At 68.8% G+C, this 18,933-nt stretch carries 17 protein-coding genes and 1 riboswitch; of the genes, 12 read left to right on the top strand and 5 right to left on the bottom strand.

The window, feature by feature from the left end; genetic code table 11:
• Positions 1–72: 72 nt before the first annotated feature.
• Together AB0H88_RS01900 and AB0H88_RS01895 are read left to right on the top strand one after the other, a co-directional pair.
• Entirely contained in the window at positions 73–1,269 is a 1,197-nt protein-coding gene (locus AB0H88_RS01900; protein WP_357639981.1) for a histidine kinase, read from the top strand.
• Positions 1,266–1,928 carry a response regulator transcription factor gene (locus tag AB0H88_RS01895; protein WP_357639978.1) on the top strand — a complete coding sequence of 221 codons (663 nt, stop codon included), beginning with the start codon at positions 1,266–1,268 and terminating at the stop codon, positions 1,926–1,928. Before AB0H88_RS01900 ends, AB0H88_RS01895 begins: the two co-directional genes overlap by 4 nt.
• Here the strand turns inward: AB0H88_RS01895 and AB0H88_RS01890 are convergent.
• The gene (locus AB0H88_RS01890) at positions 1,903–2,979 is read right to left on the bottom strand and encodes a phosphotransferase family protein (RefSeq protein WP_357639976.1); all 1,077 of its coding nucleotides are present in this window, start codon (positions 2,977–2,979) and stop codon (positions 1,903–1,905) included. The genes AB0H88_RS01895 and AB0H88_RS01890 overlap by 26 nt on opposite strands.
• 153 nt (positions 2,980–3,132) lie before the next feature.
• On the opposite strand from AB0H88_RS01890, the gene AB0H88_RS01885 reads away from it, so the two are divergent.
• From AB0H88_RS01885 to AB0H88_RS01860, 6 genes are all read left to right on the top strand, one after another.
• Positions 3,133–4,455 (top strand): NYN domain-containing protein, encoded by a 1,323-nt coding sequence (locus tag AB0H88_RS01885; protein ID WP_357639973.1) that lies wholly within the window; start codon positions 3,133–3,135, stop codon positions 4,453–4,455.
• 84 nt (positions 4,456–4,539) lie between these two features.
• The gene (locus AB0H88_RS01880) at positions 4,540–5,514 is read left to right on the top strand and encodes an NlpC/P60 family protein (RefSeq protein WP_357639972.1); all 975 of its coding nucleotides are present in this window, start codon (positions 4,540–4,542) and stop codon (positions 5,512–5,514) included.
• An 883-nt stretch (positions 5,515–6,397) separates the two neighbouring features.
• Positions 6,398–6,556, top strand: a riboswitch (cyclic di-AMP (ydaO/yuaA leader).
• 187 nt (positions 6,557–6,743) lie between these two features.
• On the top strand, positions 6,744–7,145 hold the full coding sequence (locus tag AB0H88_RS01875; protein WP_357639970.1) for a C40 family peptidase: 402 nt from the start codon (positions 6,744–6,746) through the stop codon (positions 7,143–7,145).
• A gap of 257 nt (positions 7,146–7,402) precedes the next feature.
• Positions 7,403–8,398, top strand: a complete 996-nt coding sequence (locus AB0H88_RS01870; RefSeq protein ID WP_357639968.1) for a hypothetical protein — start codon at positions 7,403–7,405, stop codon at positions 8,396–8,398.
• 11 nt (positions 8,399–8,409) lie between these two features.
• Positions 8,410–9,999 carry a M48 family metallopeptidase gene (locus AB0H88_RS01865; protein WP_357639965.1) on the top strand — a complete coding sequence of 530 codons (1,590 nt, stop codon included), beginning with the start codon at positions 8,410–8,412 and terminating at the stop codon, positions 9,997–9,999.
• Positions 9,996–11,081: a glycosyltransferase family 4 protein gene (locus AB0H88_RS01860; protein WP_357639962.1), complete on the top strand. Its 1,086-nt coding sequence runs from the start codon at positions 9,996–9,998 to the stop codon at positions 11,079–11,081. The genes AB0H88_RS01865 and AB0H88_RS01860 overlap by 4 nt, the downstream gene beginning before the upstream one ends.
• On the opposite strand, the gene AB0H88_RS01855 is transcribed toward AB0H88_RS01860, so the two are convergent.
• The 3 genes from AB0H88_RS01855 to AB0H88_RS01845 are packed head-to-tail and all read right to left on the bottom strand — an operon-like array spanning position 11,078 to position 14,153.
• Positions 11,078–11,995 carry a carbohydrate ABC transporter permease gene (locus tag AB0H88_RS01855; RefSeq protein WP_357639960.1) on the bottom strand — a complete coding sequence of 306 codons (918 nt, stop codon included), beginning with the start codon at positions 11,993–11,995 and terminating at the stop codon, positions 11,078–11,080. The genes AB0H88_RS01860 and AB0H88_RS01855 overlap by 4 nt on opposite strands.
• Entirely contained in the window at positions 11,992–12,864 is an 873-nt protein-coding gene (locus tag AB0H88_RS01850) for a sugar ABC transporter permease (protein WP_357639957.1), read from the bottom strand. The genes AB0H88_RS01855 and AB0H88_RS01850 overlap by 4 nt, the downstream gene beginning before the upstream one ends.
• Positions 12,864–14,153, bottom strand: coding sequence for an ABC transporter substrate-binding protein (locus AB0H88_RS01845; RefSeq protein ID WP_357639954.1), 1,290 nt, complete (start codon positions 14,151–14,153; stop codon positions 12,864–12,866). The genes AB0H88_RS01850 and AB0H88_RS01845 overlap by 1 nt, the downstream gene beginning before the upstream one ends.
• Positions 14,154–14,418: 265 nt before the next feature.
• Here AB0H88_RS01845 and AB0H88_RS01840 point away from each other — a divergent pair, with 265 nt between their 5' ends.
• The 4 genes from AB0H88_RS01840 to AB0H88_RS01825 all read left to right on the top strand — a co-directional run bounded on the left by AB0H88_RS01840 (position 14,419) and on the right by AB0H88_RS01825 (position 18,536).
• On the top strand, positions 14,419–15,186 hold the full coding sequence (locus AB0H88_RS01840; protein ID WP_357639952.1) for a DeoR/GlpR family DNA-binding transcription regulator: 768 nt from the start codon (positions 14,419–14,421) through the stop codon (positions 15,184–15,186).
• A 202-nt stretch (positions 15,187–15,388) separates the two neighbouring features.
• Positions 15,389–16,681, top strand: a complete 1,293-nt coding sequence (locus AB0H88_RS01835; protein ID WP_357639949.1) for an extracellular solute-binding protein — start codon at positions 15,389–15,391, stop codon at positions 16,679–16,681.
• 77 nt (positions 16,682–16,758) lie between these two features.
• A complete protein-coding gene (locus AB0H88_RS01830; protein ID WP_357639946.1) occupies positions 16,759–17,709 on the top strand; it encodes a sugar ABC transporter permease in 951 nt (316 codons plus the stop codon).
• Positions 17,709–18,536: a carbohydrate ABC transporter permease gene (locus tag AB0H88_RS01825; protein ID WP_357639944.1), complete on the top strand. Its 828-nt coding sequence runs from the start codon at positions 17,709–17,711 to the stop codon at positions 18,534–18,536. Before AB0H88_RS01830 ends, AB0H88_RS01825 begins: the two co-directional genes overlap by 1 nt.
• Positions 18,537–18,592: 56 nt before the next feature.
• Here the strand turns inward: AB0H88_RS01825 and AB0H88_RS01820 are convergent, their stop codons facing one another.
• Positions 18,593–18,922, bottom strand: coding sequence for a hypothetical protein (locus AB0H88_RS01820; protein WP_357639941.1), 330 nt, complete (start codon positions 18,920–18,922; stop codon positions 18,593–18,595).
• Positions 18,923–18,933: the final 11 nt, after the last annotated feature.

Genomic DNA, 18,933 nt, shown 5'->3' with positions numbered 1-18,933 from the left:
GTCCGTTGGTCTCGGCGGCCATCGACTTTGGTCGCTGTCGTTGGGCCCGCGCAGGCTCTAACCTCGTGGAACGTGACGGAATACCGGTGGCTGCTGCCCTCGGTCCTGCTGGGGGACGGCGACGAGCGGCGTCCGGTGCGGCGCTCGACCCGCGACTGGATCGTCGACGTCCTGATGTTCCTGGCCGCCTGCGGAGTGGCCCTGCTGACCATGCCGGACCTGGAGGGGCAGCCGACGCCCCTGGTGGCGATCGAGCAGGTGGTCGGCGCGCTGGCGTGCGCGGCGGTGTGGCTGCGCCGCAGGTGGCCGGTCGCGCTGGCGCTGGTGACCACGGTGCTGTCGGTCTATCTGGCGCTGGTGGGCGGCCCCGGGGTCGTCGCCCTGTTCACCGTGGCGGTGCACCGGCCGTTCAAGATCTCCGGGCCGCTCGCGCTGCTCGGCGTCCTGACCCTGATCCCGTTCTCCATGCTCAGGCCCGACACGGAGCTGGGCGTGCTGGGGCAGAACGTCTTCGGGGCGACCATCGTGCTGACCGTGTTCGCCTGGGGCATCGTGGTCCGGGCCAGGCGGCAGCTCGTCTGGTCGCTCAGGCAGCGCGCCGACAGCGCGGCGGAGGAGGCCAAGCGGCTGGAGCGCGAGCGGATCGCCAGGGAGATGCACGACGTGCTCGCGCACCGCATCTCCATGCTCAGCCTGCACGCGGGCGCGCTGGAGTTCCGGCCGGACGCGCCCGCCGAGGAGATCGCCAGGGCCGCCGGGGCGATCAGGAGCAGCGCCCACCACGCGCTGCAGGACCTGCGCGAGGTGATCGGCGTGCTGCGCCACTCGGCGCCCGCGGCCGGCGACCCCGTGCCCGACCGCCCGCAGCCCACGCTGGCCGACCTGTCCCCGCTGATCGAGGAGTGCCATGAGGCGGGCATGGAGGTGGACTTCGCGCTCGACGCCGGTGACGCGCCGGAGGGGCTGGGCCGCAACGTCTACCGCATCGTCCAGGAGGCGCTCACGAACGCGCGCAAGCACGCGAGCGGCGCTCCCGTGACGGTCACCGTCGTCGGCGGTCCGGGGGCGGGCCTGACGGCCGAGGTCCGCAACCCGCTGCGGCTACGCCAGAGCACGCGCATCCCCGGAGCCGGCGCCGGGCTCATCGGCCTGACCGAGCGGGCCCAGCTCGCGGGCGGGCGACTCGAACACGGCGCGACCCGCGAAGGCGACTTCCTGGTGCGCGCCTGGTTACCTTGGCCGGTGGAGACTTCCCAGGAGGACGCATGACCGTGCCGATCCGCGTGCTGATCGTCGACGACGACGCCCTGGTGCGAGCCGGACTGTCGATGATCCTGGGCGGGACGGGCGACATCGAGATCGTGGCCGAGGCGGGCGACGGCTCGGAGGTGCCACCCCTGGTGGCCGCGCACCGGCCCGACGTGGTGCTGATGGACATCCGGATGCCCGACGTCGACGGGCTCACCGCGACGGAGGCGCTGCGCGCCGCCCAGTCGCCGCCCGAGGTGGTGGTGCTGACCACCTTCCATGCCGACGCCCAGGTGGTGCGGGCGCTGCGCGCGGGGGCGGCGGGGTTCCTGCTGAAGGACATCCCGCCGCGCGAGCTGGTCGAGGCGATCCGGAAGGTGGCGGCGGGCGAGCCGATCCTGTCGCCCGCCGTGACCCGTCAGCTCATCGCGCACGTCTCCGAGGACGGCGGCGGCGCGGGCCGGCGTACGGACAGGGCCCGCGGGCTGCTGGCCAAGCTCAGCGAGCGCGAGCGTGACGTGGCGCTGGCCGTCGGCCAGGGAAAGTCGAACGCCGCCATCGGCGGCGAGCTCTACATGAGCGTGGCCACGGTCAAGGCGCACGTCTCGCGGATCCTCACCAAGCTGGACCTCAACAACCGGGTGCAGATCGCGCTCATGGTGTATGACGCCAGCCTTTGAGCATCCGCTCGATCGTGGCCCGGTGTAACACCAGGTCATCGGGGTCGTCCGGCATGGGCTGCTCGCCGAAGTGGATCCGGCGCTGCCACACCCTGGCCATGATGGCCCCGTGTCGCAGCGCCGCGTACATCTCGTAGAACTCCATGTCCCGCACCCGATAACCCGTCAGCTCCCGATATTTCCCGCAAACGTCGTCGCGTCGCATGAAGTCGGGAATTCCGGGCATGCCCAGGGCCTCCGTCAGGTCCTGGAAGAATCGGTGCAGGAAGATCATCCACGCCAGATCGAGCTCGCGCGGCCCCACCGCGGCCATCTCCCAGTCGAACACCGCCACCGGCCTGAAGTCGCGATACATCACGTTCCCGATGCGGGCGTCGCCCCAGCAGAGCACGTCGGGTCCCGGGTCGCGCGGCCAGTGCGCCTCCAGCCAGTCGAAGCCCCGCTCCAGCAGCGGGATCCGCATCCCGCCGTGCGCCCACTCGTAATAGGCGCGCTGCTCGTCCACGTGACGGCGCAGCCCGCCCTCCGGGAGTACGGCCAGGTCCCGTTCGGTGAAGGGCGCGTCGTGCAGCGCGGCCACGATCGCCACCGTCGCGTCCTGTAGCCGGCGCCGATCGTGCGGGGCCGCGTCGAGCATCCAGCCCTCGAACGTGTACGGCAGGACATCGGGCGGTACGTCACCATCCTCCCGTTCCATGATGAAAAAGGGCGTGCCCAGCGGGCCGGGGTCAGGCTCGAACCAGAGGGCCCTGGGCGCTGGAATCCCAGCTTTCTCCCTGGCCGAGCGCATGATCTCGAACTGGGCCCGCAGATCGTAGGAAGGGAAGACGGGCACCGCCTCCTGGGCGGGCGCCATCCTGGCTACGCATCGGATGCGCTGTCCGGGCCAGGACGCGGTGAAGAAGAGCGTTTCGCTGGACATGCCGTTTTCCATGGGCCTCGACAGCTCGGACACCGTCACCTGCCGGTCAACTCGCCCGCTGAGCCAGATTCCCAGCCGATCGCGCAGTTCCTCCAGGTCACGGGTGGAGGTGCGCATCTCGTCCGTCACGGTCGGCCTCCTGGATGAACACCGGGTGAACGCGGGTCCCGGCCCAGTCGTATACCCCTAGCAAGCGCTTGTCCATATGCGACCTGCCGTTACGGACAGGTACACGACAGCCGTACCCTTGTCTGAAAGGGCATGTCACGAAGGGACCGTGGGATGAGTTCAGCGGGTGAAGGTCTGTCTCGCCCGCTTCCCGAGCAGGTGAGACTCAACGTCGTCGATCTGGCGGCGCAGGTCCTCGGGTCCATGCCCGCTGCCACGATTCCACCGCCGCTGCGCGGCATCGCCAAGTTCGATCCGCGCAAGCGCGCCAAGCTGGGCAGCGCGCCCATCGCCGCCCAGTTGGAGAACGACAAAGAGTTCCGCGAGGTGGTCGCCGAGTCGGTGGCCGCCGGATGGCCCGAGCTCGTCGCCTCGCTGATCGAGGGCAACGTGCCCCCCGCCGCCGACCCCGTGCTGGTGGCCGCCGCGGCCTATCTGACGCGACCGGTCGGCTGGGCGGAGATGGTCGAGGCCGCCCGGGCCGATCTTGAGCAGTCGGCGGTCGCGGCCGAGGGGACCGAGCGCGAGGAGGTGGTGAGCCGGCTGCGTGAGCAGCTCGCCGCCCAGAAGAGCGCCGCCAAGGACGAGTCCGACCGGCTGCGCGAGCAGCTCAGGGCGGCCCGCGCCGAGAACTCCGACCTGCGCCGCAAACTCCACGAGGCCCGCGAGCGGAGCAAGGCGGCCGTGCGCCGCGCCGAGGAGATGGAGCACGCGGCGGACGACGCCAAGTCCGCCGCCACGGCCGCGGGCAGCGCGGGCGAGTCCGAGCTGCGCCGGCTCCGCGAGCGGCTGGCCGATGTGGAGAAGCAGCTCGAAGCCTCGCGCCGGGCCGCGCGTGAGGGCAGGAGCATCGAGGACGCCCGCGTCAGGGTGCTGCTCGACGCGCTCCAGGACGCCTCCGCCGGGCTGCGCAGGGAGCTGGCCCTGCCCACCATGATCAGCAGGCCCGCCGACTCGGTGGCCGCGCTCACGGGCGAGCGCCCCGGCGTCAGGGGCGTGCCCGCCCGCGCCCTGGCCGACGACGACCCGCAGCTCCTCGACCAGCTGCTCGCGCTGCCGCAGGTGCACCTGATCATCGACGGCTACAACGTGACCAAGACCGGCTACGGCACGCTGACCCTGGCCGACCAGCGCAACCGGCTGATGACCGGCCTCGGCGGGCTGGTCGCGCAGACCAGGGTCGAGGTGACCGTGGTCTTCGACGGCGCCGAGCTCAACGCGCCCGTCCAGGTGGTGGCGCCGCGCGGCGTGCGGGTGCTCTTCAGCGCGCCCGGCGAGATCGCCGACGACCTGATCCGCCAGCTCGTCCGCGCCGAGCCGCCCGGCCGGGCCATGGCGGTGGTCTCCTCCGACCGCGAGGTGGCCGAGTCCGTCCGGCGCATGGGAGCCAGACCGGTTCCGTCGGCTCTGCTGCTGCGCAGGCTGGGCCGCGCCTAGATTACGAATCGGTTGTTGAGGTGAAAGCTCACCCGCCACTTCTGTACCATTTCGCCCCAGATACATTCCCCTGGAGGCGACACTGTGAGGTTTGGCCGGGTGCCACTGGCCGCGGGTCTCGCGATCGGGCTGCTGCTTTTCCCCACAAGCGAGGCACTGGCCGCGCCGAAGCCCACGATCAAACAGGCGAAAGCCAAGCTCAAGAAGCTGAACGACCAGGCCGACAAGGTCGTCGACCGCTACAACACGGCGACCGAGAAGTACAAGGCGGCCCAAGGCGAGTACGGCAAGCTGAACGCCAGCTACAAACGCAAGCTGGAGACGGTCGCCGCGCTGCGCGCCCAGGTCGTCGAGATGGCCGTCGACACCTACAAGCGCGGCCCCGACGCCACCTCCTGGCCCACGATGATCGGCCAGCCGGACCCCACGGGCCTGCTGGGCAGCATGGCGCTCGCGGGGCAGCTGTCGGAGGAGAAGGTGGCGCGGCTGGCGGCCTTCGACCGGGAGAACCGCGGGCTCAAGGGCGAGCGCGACAAGGCCGAGACGGCGCTGCAGGCGGCCGACAAGGAGCGCGACGGGGTCGAGAAGGAGCGCTCGGAGGTCCGCAAGCTGATCGCGAAGCAGAAGAAGCTGCTCGAGAAGCTCGGCGCCTACAAGACCGGTGACCCCAACAGCACCGGCATCAAGTACACGGGCTCGGCCTCCGGCAACGCCGCCGCGGTGCTCAGGTTCGCCTACGCGCAGGTGGGCAAACCGTACGTGTTCGGCGGCACGGGACCGCGCGGCTGGGACTGCTCGGGCCTCACGCAGGCGTCGTGGCGCGCCGGGGGCGTCTCACTGCCCCGCACCACGTGGCAGCAGTGGGCCTGGGGCTCGGCCCGCAAGGTGGATCTGAAGGACCTGCAGCCCGGCGACCTGATCTTCAGCTCGGGGCTTGGTCACGTCAGCATTTATGCGGGCAACGGGCAGATCGTGCACGCCCCCCAGACCGGCGACGTAGTCAAGGTCGTCACCCTCTCCTCCTATGGCGGCACGCTGGTGGGAGCCATCCGTCCGTAGCTCTGCACAGCTTTGTACTAAAACCACCGATTTTTCGGTACGGCAAGCACGGTGAGCCCCACCCGCCGTCCGTGCCTGGGCTCTGTCCAGGGGCACGCTCCTCCGGTGGGGCCCGCTGGGCGCCGTGACGTGCGCCCTCTTGACCCCGGTCCGTGGCTTCAGGCGGCCGTGGGCCGGATGGTCCGCCGATGGACGCTGGCCGATCCATGCGGACACCACCGGCTTGCCGGTCGACGGACCCGGTCTGCTGGTCGACGGACCCGGTCTGCTGGTCAACGGATCCGGTCTGCTGGTCAACGGATCCGGCCGTGGACGGACTCGGCCTGGGTTTAGGGCCTCTGACCGGCTGTTCAGTCGGCTGCGGCCGCTTGTTCGGCGGAACCAGACCGGCTGTTCAATTGACCCCGATCTGCTGTGCAGCGGACCTCCCACGCACGCAGGCCGATGCCGCTGGGCGGATTGGCTGCACGCTGCTCGAATGCCTTCAGCGGGTGACGACGATCACTGATCTCGGTCCGTCGGCGACCCTCGCGTCGCCCACTTCCGCGCATTCGCCGGCACCATTCACTGGTGCCCTGTCGTGTTACTAGCGGGACCAGTGTGACAAGAGTGACAAAAGGGACCTGACAGATCACTGTGTCGTCAAGTGTGAGAAGGGTCACATTTGAGTAACATAACCCGGCACTCCAGCTGCGGTTCGGGACTTTACTGACACCTCTGAGTGATCCTGACAACCCCATGACGGCTTTGCCAGCGCGTTACTCAAGGGCGTAACTTCTGGCGTCGCGGCGAACAAGCCATGGCGTCGCGACTCTCCATCGGGTCCCCGATGTGGACAGATAAGAAATCCGTTAGGTCATCGCCTCTCCACATGTCTTTACGTGGTGGTGGCCTGCCGAGTCCGTGCAGCCAGGAGGCACGGAGCCGGGGACCCAGCGATCCCGCCCTCGGGATCAGGGGTGAATCGGCGCGTATCGCGCCGTAGGGCGACTTCCAGGCCCGAATCCGTCAGCTAACCCGGTAGGCGTTCGTGGAAGCTCCAAGGAGAAATCCTGTCTACCTCCCCCAGTAACCCCCGTCTGTCCCGCATTGCCCTGAGTGGCGCAGCGCTCACGATGACCGTGACGGCCGGAGGTTTGGTCCTCCCTGCCCCGACGGCGCAGGCGGCGACAACGCGTGATGCGGCCGAAGTTTCCCGGACCACCACAGCGGCGAAGGCCGTCACGTCCGTGAAGAAGGCCGCGCAGCAGACAGCGGTCGCTCGGCAACTGGCGAAGGCCCGTACGGCCGTCGCCGTGGCCAAGGACCAGATCGGTGACCCGTACAGCTACGGGGCCACAGGACCTGGTTCCTTCGACTGCTCCGGTCTCGTCCAGTACGCCTGGAAGAAGGCCGGCGTCAAGATCCCGCGCGTGACGAACAGCCAGTTCGCGCGCATCAAGAAGAAGGTCTCCTGGAAGAATCTGAAGCCAGGTGACCTGCTGTTCTTCCATGGGCTCGGCCATGTGGGCATGTATGTCGGCAACGGCAAGATGGTCCACTCGCCGAGGACGGGTTCGACGGTGCGCGTCGAGAAGCTCAACGGATGGCGCAAGGCGTCGTTCGTGGGCGCGGTGCGTCCCGGCCTGTAAGTCCGGCCTGCAAGACCGTCACGAAGGTCCCGTCCCAGCTGGGACGGGACCTTCGCGTGTTCCGGGCTTTCCGTGACGACCGGTCCGGGCCTTTCCGTGACGGCCGGTCCGGACTTTTCCGCGAACGCTGGTCCGGCCTTTCCGCGACGACCGGTCCGGGCTTTTCCGCGAAGGCTGGTCCGGCCTTTCTGCGACGACCGGTCCGGGCTTTTCCGTGACGGCCGGTCTGCGGCGCGGGGCGACTACGATCGGGGAACGTGTCCGTGCAGGTGAGCCGCCGAGTCTTGGTGGTGGGGGTGCTGCTCCTGGCCCTCGCCTCGGCCAGCGCCGCCCCGCACCCGTCTCCAGGGGCGAACGACCTCTCAGCAGCGGTTCGTGACCTATCGTCCGGTAGCCCCGAGCAGTCCGCGACGATCAGTGACGTGCCGCCCGGCGGCCCCGGTCAGCCCGTGACGGATCACGGTCTCCCCTCTGGCGGTCCCGATCGGTCCGCGACCGGCCACAACCCGGCGGCCGATGATCGTGAGCTTCCGGCGGAGGCTCAGGGCCTCTTGGGGGATGGCGCCGAGGTCGTACGAGGTGTGCGTTCCGTCGTCGTCGGTCAGCACGCGGCGCCCGAGTCGCTTCGCGACCTGGCGCGCAGGGCCGATGCCGCCGGGTCGCGGGTCTCCGCCGTGCTCGGCCAGCCGGTGCGGCCCGTGGTGCTCGTGCCCGGCTCGGCGGCCGAGGCTGCCCGGGTGGCCGGGGTGGGGAGTGTCGACGGGCTGGCGGCGGTGGCCGATGGCGGGAGAGTGGTCGTGGTGCCCGAGAACTTCGCCCGGCTGACCCCGACCGGCCGGGACATCGTGCTCACGCATGAGCTCACCCACGTCGCCGCCGGGACGAGGCGGTTGCCGGTGTGGCTCTATGAGGGGTTCGCCGACTACGTGGGCTACCGGGACGCGGGGTTGCCGGTCCGGGTGGCCGCCGCCGAGTTGGCCGCCGACGTGCGGGCCGGGCGCTTGCCGGGCGAATTGCCAGGGCCTGCGGCATTCGCACCGTCCACTCGGGAGCCTGTACGCCTGGCACGGGCGTACCAGGAGGCGTGGCTGGCGTGTCGCTTCATCGCCGAGCGGTTCGGTGAGGGGACTCTGGTGAGGCTCTACCGTGATGCCCAGACAGGTGGCCTCGACCGGGGGCTCACCGAGCTCGGGCTCTCGGCGGGGACGCTGACGGCACGGTGGCGCGACTACGTGCGGGACCAGCTTGCGTAAGGGGAACGCGGATGGAAGATCTGCAGGGCACCGACGACATGCCGCCTGACGACGACGCGGGCCCCGATCAGCACCCGGCACAACCGCCCGGCGACTCCGCCACGTCAAGCGACTCCGCCACGTCAAGCGACTCCGCCACGTCAAGCGACTCCGCCACGTCAAGCGACTCCGCCACGTCAAGCGAGGGCGCCACGCCGGACGACCGTGCCGCGTCAAGCGACCGAGCCACGCCGGACGACCGTGCCGCGCCAGGCGACCGAGCCACGTCAGGCGAGGGCGCCGCGCCGGACGACCGTGCCGCGCCAAGCGATCGCGCCGTGTCCGGTGGCTGGGTCGCGGACGGCGGGGACGTCGCGGTCGGCCGGGCCGGTGCCGGTTGGGCGCTGGTCGTTCTCGGCGTGGTGATTGTGGCCGTGGTGGCGTTCACGACGCCCTGGCGGGTGATGCCCTCGGGCGCTCCCACGGTGGCGCCGGACCCGGCGCGCGACTTCAGCGCCGCCGAGATCGCCAGGGCCGCCGCCTTCGACGCGGCCACGAGCCTGCCCGGCTACCTGTCACTCGGGCTGACCGTGCTGTTCGCGGGGCTGCTCGTGCTCACGCCGTTCGGGGCCAAGGTGTTGGGCAGGTTGCCGGGGCCGTGGTGGGTGCGGGTGGTGCTCGGGGTGGTGGTGCTGACCGCGATCGTCGAGGCGATCAGGTGGCCCCTGGGCATCTGGTACGAGGTGCGGCTGCGCGACTACGGCCTGTCCACGCAGGACTGGGCCGGCTGGACCGGCGACCGGCTCAAGAGCCTGGCCGTGAACGTGGTGCTGCAATCCATCATGGTGCTGGTCGTGGTGGCGCTGGCCAGGTGGCTGCGGCGCTGGTGGATCCCGGCCGCCGCGGGCGCGTTCGCGTTCACCTTGGCGGCGTCGTTCGTGTATCCGGTCGTGTTCGAGCCGCTGTTCAACGACTTCCGCCCGATGCCAGGGGGCGCGCTCAGGGCGAACCTGATGATGCTGGCCGAGCGCGCCCATGTCCCGGTCGAGGACGTGCTGATCGCCGACGCCTCCCGCCGGACGAACGCGCTCAACGCCTACGTCTCCGGCTTCGGCGCCACGCGCCGGATCGTCGTGTACGACACGCTGCTCAAGGCTCCGCAGTCCGAGGTCGAGCTGGTCGTGGCGCACGAGCTGGGCCACGCCAAGTACGGGGACGTGCTGGTCGGCACGCTGGTGGGCGGGCTGGGCGCCGCGTTCGGCACGATTCTGCTGTTCCTGCTCCTGGGCCTGCTACGGCGGCGCACGGGCATCGCCTCGGCGGCCGACCCACGGGCGGTGGGAGTGATCATGGGCTTGATGAGCCTGGCCACGGTCGTCTCGGGGCCGGCCCAGAACGTGGTCAGCCGCCACATCGAGGCCCGCGCCGACCTCCACGCCCTGAACCTCACGAAGGACCCGGCCACGTTTATCTCGATGCAGAAACGCCTGGCAATCACCAATATTTCCGACTTGTCGCCGGATCCGGTGGAATATGCCCTCTATGCATCACACCCCGCCGGCCCCGAACGCATCGCCATGGCCCGGGAGTGGGCCGCGCTGAACGGCCGGCAGCAGCCGTGACCGGTGTGCTCATCGTCACGAACGACTTCCCGCCCCGGCCGGGCGGCATCCAGTCGTTCGTGCACGGGCTGGCCCTGCGCACCCCCGGCGTGGCCGTCTACGCTCCGGCCTGGCAGGGGTGCGCGGAGTTCGACCGCCGCCAGCCGTACCGGATCGTCCGTCATCCCACCTCGCTCATGCTGCCGACCCCGGCGGTCGCCCGCCGGGCCGCCCGCCTGCTGGCCGAGCAGCGGGCGGACACCGTGGTGTTCGGCTCGGCGGCCCCGCTGGGCCTGCTCGCGCCGGGGTTACGGGCGGCCGGCGCGCGGCGCGTGGTGATGCTCACCCACGGCCACGAGGCGTCGTGGGCGAGCGCGCCCCTGTTCCGCGGGGCGCTGCGCAGGATCGGCGCGCACGCCGACGTGGTGACCTACCTCGGCGAGTACACGCGCGCCCGGCTGGCCGCCGCGATCTCGCCGGCCAAGCTGGTACGGCTGGCGCCGGGCGTGGACACCGGCCAGTTCCACCCGGACGCGGCCAAGGCCGAGCTCGGGCTGGCCGGGCGGCCCGTGGTGATCTGCGTGTCGAGACTGGTGCCGCGCAAGGGCCAGGATCAGCTCATCAGGGCCTGGCCCCGGGTGCTGCGGGCGGTGCCGGAGTCGGTGCTGCTGCTCGTGGGCGGCGGGCCGTACCGCAAGAGGCTGGAGAAGCTGGCGCGGGGGCAGGAGTCCGTCCGCTTCACCGGCACGGTCCCGGCGGCGAGCCTGGCCGGCTACTACGCCGCCGCCGACGTGTTCGCGATGCCGTGCCGTACGCGGCTGGGCGGCGTCGACGTCGAGGGGCTGGGGATCGTGTTCCTGGAGGCGTCGGCGACCGGCCTGCCGGTCGTCGCGGGCGCGTCCGGCGGCGCCCCGGACGCGGTACGGCACGGCGAGACCGGTCTCGTCGTCGACGGCACCGACGTGGAAGAGGTCGCCGCGGCCCTGATCGAGCTGCTCGGCGACCCCGAACGGGCCCGGAAGATGGGCGCCCGGGGCCGTGACTGGATCGCCGGCGAGTGGACCTGGGACCAGGTCGCCGCCCGCTTCCACGCGCTCCTTTAGCCCTTGGTGGCCCCCAGCGTGAGCCCGGCGACGAACTGCTTGTGCAGCATCTGGAAGATGATCAGCGTCGGCAGCGCGACCAGAATCGACCCGGCCGCCAGCAGGTTGTAGTCGGTGAAGAACTGGCCGCGCAGGTTGTTCAGGGCCGAGGTGACGGGCAGCTTGTCGCCCGACGACATCAGCACCAGCGCCCACAGGAAGTCGTTGTACATGAAGGTGAACTCCAGCGTGGCCAGCGCCGCCAGCACCGGGCGGCACAGCGGCAGCGTGAGCTGCCAGTAGCGGCGCCACACGCCGGCCCCGTCGACGAGTGCCGCCTCGGTGATCTCCTCCGGGATCGTGCGCATGAAGTTCGACATGACGAACACGCAGAAGCCGAACTGGAACGCCACGTGCACCAGGATCAGCCCGAGATAGGAGTCGTACAGCGACTGCGAGTCCGACAGCCACGAGGGCAGCGGCACGAGTGTGTAGAGGGTGTAGAGCGGGGTGATCAGCACCTGCGGCGGCAGCAGGTTGCCCGCCGTGAACGTGATCAGCAGCGCCTTGCGCCCCGGAATGCGCAGCCGCGCGATCGCGAACGCGGTGAACGACGCCATGAACAGCGTGATCAGCACGCCCGGGATCACGATGATCAACGTGTTGAGGTAGTAGCGGGGCAGGTCGGCCTGGCTCCACGCCTGCCCGTAGTAGTCGAGCGTCAGGTGCTCGGGCAGCGAGAAGTAACCCAGCCGCGAGGTCTCGTCGTACGGGCGCAGCGAGGCGTAGAGCGCCAGCGCGAGCGGCAGGACCCAGCCCAGCGCCACCAGAGCGAGGAAGAGGTGCAGCAGGACGCGCAGCGGACGCGCCCGGCGGCGCACCGGCTCCCGCCGGTCCTGGACCGGGGGCGTGGTGATGGGCGCGGTGAGCGTCATCGTTCCTCCCTGAACAGTTGCGACAGGTAAGTGACGATGAACCCGAGCGTGATCGCCAGCAGGATCACCGCGATGGCCGAGCCGAACCCGATGCGGCTCGCCTCGCCCACGATGTTCTCGGTGACCAGCACCGACAGCAGCTCCAGCCCGTTCCTGCCCTTGTTGATGGCGTAGACGATGTCGAACGCGCGCAGCGCCTCGATCACCGTGATCACCAGCACGATCACGTTGACCGGCCGCAGCGTCGGGAACACCACCCGGAAGAACGCCTGCGCCTCGTTGGCCCCGTCGATCGCGGCCGCCTCCTTGAGCGCGGGATCGACCGCCTTCAGCCCGGCCAGATAGATGATCATCACGTACCCGACGTGCCGCCAGCCGGCCGCCACCATGACCACCCAGATGTTGATCGACCGGTCGCCCAGCCAGTCCACGGTCAGCCCGGTCACCGCGTTCAGCACGCCGTAGTCGGAGGAGTAGACGAGCTGTGCGATGAACCCCACGACGGCCAGCGACAGCACGACCGGGGTGTACAGCGCGCTCTGGTACACGCGCGACAGCCGCAGCCGCCGGTCCAGCAGCACCGCGCAGAACAGCCCGAACGGCGTCGCGACCAGGCCGAGAAAGCCCAGCCAGAGCACGTTGTTACGGATGGCCGACCAGAACGGCGGATAGTCGTTGACCAGGTCGGTGTAGTTGCGGCCGCCCACCCACTCCATCGGCTTGATGCCGTTCCAGTCGGTGCCCGACAGCCCGATGGAGGCCAGCGTGGGCCCCCAGATGAGGCCCACGTTGACGATGACGGCCACCCCCAGCCCGATGACCAGGATGGTCACGTCGCGGGCGGAGTAGCGACGGGTCTTGGCGGCCATCAGCGGAAGATGTTGGTCTTCTGCTTCTCGATGCCGGCCAGCAAGGAGTCGATCTCGTTCGGCTTGCCGACGAACGACTGCAGCGACGGGATCATCACGGTCGAGGCGAAGTCGGGCCGGGTGTCACGGTCGAGGAACTGGGCCAGATGCGTCGCCTTGGACACCAGCTCGGCGCCGCGCTTCTGCAGCGCGCTGTAACCGCTGGTGTCGGCCTTGGAGCTGGCGGCCAGGGTGCCCGGGTCCAGCTTGGTGGCGACGTTCTGCGAGGTGCCCAGGGCCAGGTGCTTGAGCACCGCCTTGGCCCCGTCGACGTTCTTGGCCTTGCCCGAGATCATGTAGCCGTCGATGGGCGCGTCGATGGAGTCGGTGCCGTATGCCGGATTGATCTCGGGGAAGGTGAAGAAGTCGATGTCGTCGCGCTCGTTCTCCGGGAACTGCTGGGCGACGAACATGCCGAGCAGGTACATGCCCGTCTTCTTCTGCTGCAGCGCCTGCCCGGCCTCCTGCCAGGTACGGCCCAGCGCGGCGGGCTGGTGATACTCCAGCAGCCCGCGCCAGGTGTCGAAGACCTGTTTGACCCTGGGGTCGGTCCACGACTCCTTGCCGCCCATGAGCGAGATGTGGAAGTCGTAGCCGTTCGTCCGCATGTTGATGATGTCGAACGTGCCCATCGCGGGCCAGCCGTCCTTGTCGGCGAACCCGATCGGGATCAGCCCGTCGGCCTTCATCTTCTTGGCCAGCGCGGTGAACTCGTCCAGCGTCTTGGGCGGCTCGTAGCCCTTCTCCTGCCACACGCTCTTGCGATAGAAGACCGCCCACGGATAGTACGTGAACGGCACGAAGTACTGCTTGCCGTCGGTGCCCGTCGAGGCGGCCTTGAAGGCGGGCGTGTAGTCGCTTCCGATCTCCTGCCACACATCCGAGATGTCCGTCGCGAGCCCCTGCTCGGCGAAGAACTGCATGCGATATCCGGCGAACCAGGTGAAGACATCGTCCGGCGTGCCTTTGAGGTAGCGGTTGATGTTCTCCTGGAAGGTGTTGTGGTCCACAGTGTTGATCTTCACTTGGGCCTGGGTGAAGCCCTTGAGCACGGTTTCGAGGGACTTCTTGGGAATTTCGTCCGAGGCGTTGGAACCGAACGTGACCGTGCCGAGGTTTCCGGACGACTTACCACCCGGTGGCGCGGCGGGCTGGCTGGAGCCGCAGCCGGCCAGGACGGCCGGGACACCGAAGGTGGCGGCCGCGCCGAGCAGCAGGTTGCGACGGGAGATCGGCAGACGTTGGACCATGGTGGTTCCTCCTTGCCAGGATCCTCAAATTCCCCCGAATTCGCTCGATTTCCTTCAGAGAAGAGCACACCCAACCGGCTGTCAACGCACGATTTGATGTCGAACAGGCCGTCCGGAACCGTCACCACCGAGCGCGGGCCTTGAACTCCGCAGGTGGCGTGTCATGATGCGTCCGAATGGCATGTCGAGAAACCGTCGGAAATGTCGGAAATGTCAGGTAAATGTCGGGGGAGTGTCGAGAAACTGTTGGGAACTGGGTGATGCGATGCTCGCCGTCCAGCGACAGCAGACGATTCTGGAGCTCGTACGGCTGAACGGCGCCGTCAAGGTGGTCGACCTGGTGCGCGAGTTCGGCGTCTCGGACATCACGATCCGCCGCGACCTCGAACTGCTGGCCGAGCGGGGGCTGCTGGCCAAGGTGCACGGCGGCGCGACCGTCATCGGCGCCGGCTCGACCGACGAGCCCGGCTTCGCCGCCAAGTCGGTCCAGCAGGAGGAGGAGAAGCTGGTCATCGCCCGCCGCGCCGCCGGGATGGTGTTTCCGGGCACCGCCGTGGCGCTCTCGGCCGGGACCACGACCTGGACGCTTGCCCACCAACTGGTGAACACGCCCGGCCTGACCGTGGTGACCAACTCGGTGCGCATCGCCGACGTCTTCCAGCACGGAGGGCGGCCGGACCAGACGGTGGTGCTGACGGGCGGCGTGCGTACGCCCTCGGACGCGCTCGTCGGCCCGGTGGCGGTGGCCGCGATCCGGCTGCTCAACGTGGACGTGCTGTTCCTGGGCGTGCACGGGATGACCACGCGGGCCGGGTTCACCACACCGAACATGATGGAGGCCGAGACCGACCGCGCCCTGGTCGAGGCCGCGAGCAGACTGGTCGTGCTGGCCGATCACACCAAGTGGGGGACCGTGGGTATCAGCACGATCGCCCGGCTCAGCGAGGCCGACGTGGTGATCTCCGACGGCGGGCTGCCCGAGACGGCCAGGACCGCGCTGTCCGAGCAGGCGGGCGAGCTGGTCATCGTTTGATCTTGGCGGTGCGGGTACGGGCGCCCTCCGCATACCAATCCGATCACATGGCATGTGCTGGGCCGGAGTGATCCTACCTTTCTGTACGATCAAGCCTTATCTTTGCAATGCTTAGCTGTTACCCCTAGTAGTGGTCCTACCTATTCACACGCATCATTTTGCGCACCCATCGAATGATCGGATGAGTGAGAAGGGTGGCACAGTGAATAAGCTGTTCGCGGCTGGGCCGATGGCCCTCGCCGTGGCTCTCGCGCTTAGTGCCTGCTCAAGCAGTTCGCCCAGTGGAGGCCAGTCTTCGGCGCCGGCTTCCGGCGGCAAGCAGAAGGTCTCCTTCCTGGTGTTCCCCTCGCCGAACCTGCCGGAGTCGTACTGGAAGGCCCAGGTCGATCTGGTCACCAAGGCCAACCCCGACCTGGAGGTCGAGCTGGTCGCCGCGCCTTCGGAGTCCGAGCGCAACGACTACGCCAAGCAACTGGCCGCTTCTGGGCAGTTGCCCGACGTACAGATCGGCATGCAGGACCTGATCGCCCTGGAGCCGAGCCTGGCCACGTGGACGCCGGAGGAGCTCAAGGACTTCCTCTGCCCGACCTGTGGCGCGGTCAACGGGAAGATCCTCCAGCTGCCGACCAACACGCAGACGATCCCGAATGTCTACTACAGCAAGAAGCTGTTCCAGAAGGCCGGCATCGCCGAGCCGCCGAAGACCTACGCCGACCTGCTGGCCGATGCCGAGAAGCTGAAGGCCAAGGGCATCACCCCGTTCGTGTCCGGCGGCGTGTTCGTCACCTCCCAGCCATGGACCGCCATCCTGGCCACGGACCTGTACGCCAAGACGCCCGACTGGATGACCAAGCGGCGCAACGGCGAGGTGAAGTTCGCCACCGACCCGGCCATGAAGGCCGCCACGCAGAAGTTCACCGACCTGGCCACCAAGGGCTACCTCGACAAGCGGCAGATCGGGCAGGACTATCCCAAGACGCAGGAGGCCTTCCTCGGCGGCAAGGGCGCGATGTACCCGATGGGCAGCTGGTTCGCCGCCGCGGCCGACGCCTCGCCCGTGAAGGACGATATCGGGGTCTTCGCCTGGCCCAGCGACGACGGCACCCTGCACATGCCGACCTTCACCGGCGGCGGGCTGTCCGTCAGCGCGACGGCCAAGAACATGGCCGCGGCCAAGAAGTTCGCGCTGGCCTTCCAGCTCACCAAGGAGAACCTGGACGCCTCGGTCAAGGCCGACGCGCTCTTCCCCGCGATCAAGGGCTACACGCCTCCGTCGGACACGGGCCCGGTGTTCAAGGCCGTCTACGACCTGTGGCAGAAGGCGCTGAACGAGAAGGCGACCGTCCCCGCGTTCAGCTGGGAGGCCGGCGACACGGCGATGCTGCCGGGTATGCAGGGCAAGTTCTGGTCCTCGGCGCAGGACCTGGTCAGCGGCAAGAAGACGGTCGACCAGGCACTGGCCTTCCTCGACACCGAGTGGGAGAAATCCGGCTGATCAGGCGGGGCGGGCCGCCGAGCGCCCGCCCCTCGATCTGACCGGAATCCGATTCCGACCAGGAGGGGTCTGGCCTGATGGCCGCTGGCACCACCATTCACCATCACAAGCCCAGTCACGCGCAGGCCCAGGCGCGCCGGCGACGGCCGGGCGGCAAAGGGGCCGGGCTGTGGCATTTCCTGTCGTTCGCCGCGCCCGGCACGCTCATCTACTTCTGCCTCGTCGTGCTGCCGATCACGCTCAGCTTCGGCTACAGCCTGACCGACCAGGCGCTGCTGCGGCCCAAGACGCACTTCGTCGGGCTGCGCAACTACCAGTTGCTCCTGCAGGACGAGACGTTCCTGCAATCACTGCGGGTGACCACGATCCTCACGCTGATCGTCGTCATCGTGCCGAACGTCCTGGGCGTCGCCATCGCGGTGCTCCTCGACCGCCGCGGCTGGCTGTACAACGCGCTGCGCAGCGTCTTCTTCACCCCGATGGTGATCAGCTCCGTGGTCATCAGCGTCATCTGGACGCGCGTCCTCGCCGACGACGGGCCGATCAACCAGGCGCTGAGGGCGCTGGGCGTCAGTGAGCCGCCGGGCTGGCTGTCCGACCCGGACATCGCGCTCTACTCGCTGGCGTCGATCGTCTGCTGGCAGATGCTCGGATTCTGCGTGGTCGTCTATCTCGCCGGGCTCCAGGGCGTACCCCAGGAGCTGGCCGAGGCGGCGGCGATCGACGGCGCGGGTCCGGTACGCAGGTTCTGGAGCGTCACCTGGCCGCTACTGGCGCCCGCGCTCACCATCAACACGGTCGTCCTGCTGATCTCCGCGTTCAAGATCTTCGACCACGTGAAGGTGATCACCAACGGCGGTCCCGGGACGGGGACCACCGCGAGCGTGGCGCTCGTCATCCTGAATGAGGGTTTCGTGGAGAACCGCACCGGCTACGCCTCGGCGGAGGCCGTCGTCATGCTGATCGTCATCGCGCTGCTGTCGGTGATCACGCTGCGCGTGCTGCAGCGCAGGGAGGTGCAGCTCTGATGCGCTCCTCCGTGCCGTGGCTGCGCCCGCTGGTCGCGCTGGTCGTCGGCGGGGTGTTCTTCATCCCCCTGTACATCGCGCTGATCAACGTCTTCAAGGAGAGCCGGCAGGTCGCCGGCGGCGCCATGTCGCTGCCGATCCCGCCCACCTTCGACAACCTGATCCGGGTCCTGACCAGCCCGGACAGCCTCTTCTGGTCGTCGCTGCGGACCAGCGTGCTGGTCACCTCGCTGTCGATCATCATCCTGACGGTGCTGTCGGCCATGCTCGGCCACTACCTGGCCAGGCAGAACACCTGGTGGTCACGGGTGATCATGGTCCTGCTGCTGTGCGGGCTGATGATCCCGCCGCAGGTGATCCTGATCCCGATCACGCAGGTGCTCAAGGCGCTCGGGCTGATGTCGACGCTGCCGGGCCTCGTGCTCTTCAACGTCGGCTACTACGTGCCGTTCGGGGTCTTCGTCTTCTCCGGCTTCATGAAGGGCGTGCCACGGGACCTGGAGGAGGCCGCGGCCATCGACGGGGCCACGCGGTGGCAGACGTTCTGGAAGATCGTCTTCCCGCTGCTGCGCCCGGCGACGGCCAGCGTGCTGATCTTCCTCGGGGTGTGGATCTGGAACGACTTCCTCAACCCGCTGATCATCTATGGGCCGCGCGAGGGTACGACGATCATGACGGGCATCTACAAGTCGCTCGGGCAGTACGCGGCGGACTTCGGCGGGATGTTCGCGCTCATGTTCCTGGCCACGCTGCCGATCCTGGTGTTCTACCTGTTGCTGCAGAAGCAGTTCGTCAAGGGGCTCACGGGCGGCGCGACGAAGGGCTGACGTCGCACGCGAACGGCCCCCGGCCTGCGCTGCCGGGGGCCGTTCGCGGGGGCTGCTTAGTTGAGGTCGAGCTTGCGCTGGATGGCGACGAGGATGTGCATCATCTCCGTCTGGGTCTGCTGCATCGTTGCCTGTCCGGCCTGGAGCCCGTCTATCGACGTCTGCATCGTTGCCTGTCGGGCCTGGAGCTCGTCTATTGACGCCTGCATGGAGGTGACCTTGCCGTCCAGGAGGGTGACCTTGCCGTCGAGTGTCTTGACCCGGTCCGCGACGCCGTTGATGCGTTCGGTGAGCTGCTGGCCCATCTCCATCTGGTCGGCCCCTATCCGGACGAATTCCTTCTCGATGCTGCCGATGAACTGCATACCCGCTTCCTTGATGCTCACCGTTATCTCCC

Source organism: Nonomuraea sp. NPDC050680 (genome assembly GCF_040654555.1).
Classification (GTDB): domain Bacteria; phylum Actinomycetota; class Actinomycetes; order Streptosporangiales; family Streptosporangiaceae; genus Nonomuraea.
This window is presented reverse-complemented; position numbering and strand designations above follow the sequence as displayed.

Bases quoted from the DNA above. Each gene is read 5' to 3' on its own strand.
- AB0H88_RS01865 (WP_357639965.1), top strand. From the start codon at position 8,410: ATGGAAGATCTGCAGGGCACCGACGACATGCCGCCTGACGACGACGCG.
- AB0H88_RS01830 (WP_357639946.1), top strand. From the start codon at position 16,759: ATGGCCGCTGGCACCACCATTCACCATCACAAGCCCAGTCACGCGCAG.
- AB0H88_RS01845 (WP_357639954.1), bottom strand. From the start codon at position 14,153: ATGGTCCAACGTCTGCCGATCTCCCGTCGCAACCTGCTGCTCGGCGCG.
- AB0H88_RS01850 (WP_357639957.1), bottom strand. From the start codon at position 12,864: ATGGCCGCCAAGACCCGTCGCTACTCCGCCCGCGACGTGACCATCCTG.
- AB0H88_RS01825 (WP_357639944.1), top strand. From the start codon at position 17,709: ATGCGCTCCTCCGTGCCGTGGCTGCGCCCGCTGGTCGCGCTGGTCGTC.
- AB0H88_RS01895 (WP_357639978.1), top strand. From the start codon at position 1,266: ATGACCGTGCCGATCCGCGTGCTGATCGTCGACGACGACGCCCTGGTG.
- AB0H88_RS01855 (WP_357639960.1), bottom strand. From the start codon at position 11,995: ATGACGCTCACCGCGCCCATCACCACGCCCCCGGTCCAGGACCGGCGG.
- AB0H88_RS01840 (WP_357639952.1), top strand. From the start codon at position 14,419: ATGCTCGCCGTCCAGCGACAGCAGACGATTCTGGAGCTCGTACGGCTG.
- AB0H88_RS01885 (WP_357639973.1), top strand. From the start codon at position 3,133: ATGAGTTCAGCGGGTGAAGGTCTGTCTCGCCCGCTTCCCGAGCAGGTG.